Below are 2,720 nucleotides of genomic sequence, written 5' to 3' on the forward strand. Positions count from 1 at the left end.
AGCAGGGTGAGGAGGAACCATATGGTCTTCGCATCCAGCAGCCTGAGCGCGGCGCGGGCTTCGGCGGGGGTCACCTTGGCGACCATCGGCATGGCGCCGAAGATCTTGCCGCGGATGACGAGGTTGTCGCCGTCGCGTTCGAACTTGCGCACCGCCATCAGTTCCTTGTCCTGCGCGTCGAGGATCTTCATCACCGGCGCTTTCTTCTTCGCGCCGCTCACTGCATTGCTCATCACACCGCCCTCCCGCAGACCTTGTCGTATTCGATGTCGAGATCGTCCATCATCTGGATCGCGGTGGCGCGTCCGGCGCCGAAGACACCGCCGCCCGGATGCATGAACGGCCCGACCAGATAGAGCCCCTCGACCCCCGGCACCCGCAGCGAGCCGAGGTCCGGCGTCGGCCGGTGCGCCACCGACTGATAGAAGAACGGCGCGCAGCCGTGGATGTCGCCCTTGAGGAAGCTTGCCGGGCTGTCGCGCTCGTGATCGACGGGCGAGCGGATCAGGCGCCCGGTGATGTTGTCGTCGGTGAGGTTCGAATAGAACTTGCGGTACTGGCCTAGCGCCTTGTCGGCGATCTCCTCCTTGCGCGCGTCCCACGATCCGGGGCCGTCCGGGTAGAGGTCGTAAGGCGCGAAGTTGACGCCGTAGAACACCCCCGCGCCTTCGGGCGCGCGGCTGGGATCGAAGATGGTGTTGTCGCCGCCCGCGATCAGCCGCTCGGACACTTCGCCGCGTCGCAGCTTGTCATACTCCAGGCACATGTCGCGCACGGTGTAGAAGTCCATCAGCTCGGTCATCATCGCATTGGTCTCGTTGCCGACCTTGAGCCTGAGGCGCTCCTTGAGGGTGAGATGCGTGAGATTGATCGAGAAGGTGGACTGCGTGACCCGCTCGGCGCGTTGCAGCACCGGCTCCGGGGTTTCCGAGACGAACTTGCGCAGGACATGCGGGTGGATCGCGCCGATCACCCCGTCGCGGGCGGTGAAGGTCTCTCCGTCCGTCAGTTCGAGCCCGGTCGCCTTGCCGCCCGAGACGATCACCCGGCGCACTTCGGCATTGCAGCGCACTTCGCCGCCGAAATGCTCGATCGCGCGGACGAGCGCGTGGCTCAGCTGGCCCGAGCCGCCCTTGGGCATCGAGCAGCCGTAGGCGTGGATGATCCCCGGCATCAGGAACGCCCCCATGCCAGTGCCCAGTTCGTCGGGCATCTGCAGGTTCTCGGTCACCATGCGCACGATGTGGATGCGCAGCAGGTCGCTTTCGAAATACTGGTTCACCACGTCGAGCGCGGAGCGCTGCATCACGTCGAGCAGGAAGCGGCCTTCGTCCGACTGGTCCATCATCGCCACGAAGGCGCCCATCGGGAACGGCGGGGCGTAGAGCCCGGACATGAACATCGGCAGCGCCGCCATGCTCGCCTGCGCGAACTTGCGGTATGCCTCGGCATCGCGTGGCGAGAAGCCGGCAATCTCCTCGCAGGTGCGGTCGAGGTCGCGCCACGAACGCACCATCGTGCCGTCCTCGAAGATCGAGGCATGGGGCAGTTCGGGGTAGATGTATTCCAGCCCGAACTTGCCGAGCAGGCCCAGTTCGTCCTCGCGCAGCATCGGGTTGCCCTGGATCATGATATGCACGTTGGAGTGCTCGTCATGCCAGAAGCCGGGCTGGATCAGCTCGCGCGTGGAAACGCCGCCGCCGTAGTGGGGCTTGCGTTCCAGGACGAGCACTTTCTTGCCCGCCTTCACCATGTAGGCCGCCGCGACGAGGCCGTTGTGGCCCGCGCCCATGACGACGATGTCGTAAGTGCTCATCAATGCTCTCCCGAGAAGAAGGCCCGGAACTGCGCGATTCCGGGAACGTGGCTGGCGCAGCCGCCGTCGGCGACGAGCACCTGGCCGGTGATGTTGCGCGCAGCGTCCGAGGCGAGGAAGGCGGCGGCCTCGGCGATGTCCTCCGGCGCGCCGAGGGTATCGCGCAGCGTCTCGTCCTCGACCGCGACGCGCAAGGGCGGCGGGAAGGCTTCGCGCAAGGCGGGGGTCATCGTCATGCCGGGGGCGATGGCGTTCGCGCGGATGCCGTGGATGCCGTGGCTCGCGGCAATGGCGCGGGTCATCTGGATCACCGCGGCCTTCGAGGAGGAATAGGCCGCCTGGATCATGTGCCCCTGCAGCGCGAGGTTGCTGACGGTGTTGACGATGTTGCCGCGCGTCTCGCGCAAGTGCGGCAGGGCGGCGCGGCAGGCGATCATGGTGCCGCGCACGTTCACCGCATACGTGCGGTCCCATAGCGCGGTCCGCATGGTCTCGACGTCGTTGTCGGCCCGCGCGATGTTCGGCCCGAGCAGGGCGGCGTTGTTGTGCAGCACGTCGAGCCGTCCGAAGTGCGAGACCGTGTCGGCGACCATGGCCTCGATCGAGGCTTCGTCCTCGAGATCGAGCCGGAGGGCGAGGGCGCCCGGCAGTTCGTCCGCGAGTGCCCGAGCGGCGTCGAAGGCGATGTCGGCGACGGCGATCCGGGCGCCGCGCTGCGTCATGAGGCGCGCGGTGGCGGAGCCTATGCCGCCCGCGCCGCCGGTGATGATGATGACTTTCCCGTCCAGCCGGGTGGCGTCGACAGCCATGTAATTCTCCCATGGTGGAGCCATTGGTTGACCCCGTCGCCGCTGGTCATAAAGTGCGGTGCGATGGTGAGAAGACGGCACTTTTTTGTACCCTT

3 protein-coding genes are annotated in these 2,720 nt (G+C 66.7%); all 3 read right to left on the reverse strand.

The window, feature by feature from the left end; genetic code table 11:
* Window positions 1–233 (reverse strand): hypothetical protein (locus V2S85_RS26960; RefSeq protein ID WP_330705852.1); only part of this gene is annotated, 233 nt, incomplete at its 3' end.
* A complete protein-coding gene (locus tag V2S85_RS26965) occupies window positions 233–1,816 on the reverse strand; it encodes an NAD(P)/FAD-dependent oxidoreductase (RefSeq protein ID WP_330705853.1) in 1,584 nt (527 codons plus the stop codon). The genes V2S85_RS26960 and V2S85_RS26965, both read right to left, overlap by 1 nt.
* Complete coding sequence (locus V2S85_RS26970; protein ID WP_330705854.1) at window positions 1,816–2,625, reverse strand: SDR family oxidoreductase; 810 nt, start codon at window positions 2,623–2,625, stop codon at window positions 1,816–1,818. The genes V2S85_RS26965 and V2S85_RS26970 overlap by 1 nt, the downstream gene beginning before the upstream one ends.
* Window positions 2,626–2,720: the final 95 nt, after the last annotated feature.

This window comes from Novosphingobium resinovorum (genome assembly GCF_036352595.1).
Lineage (GTDB): Bacteria > Pseudomonadota > Alphaproteobacteria > Sphingomonadales > Sphingomonadaceae > Novosphingobium > Novosphingobium resinovorum_B.

Bases quoted from the DNA above. Each gene is read 5' to 3' on its own strand.
- V2S85_RS26965 (WP_330705853.1), bottom strand. From the start codon at position 1,816: ATGAGCACTTACGACATCGTCGTCATGGGCGCGGGCCACAACGGCCTC.
- V2S85_RS26970 (WP_330705854.1), bottom strand. From the start codon at position 2,625: ATGGCTGTCGACGCCACCCGGCTGGACGGGAAAGTCATCATCATCACC.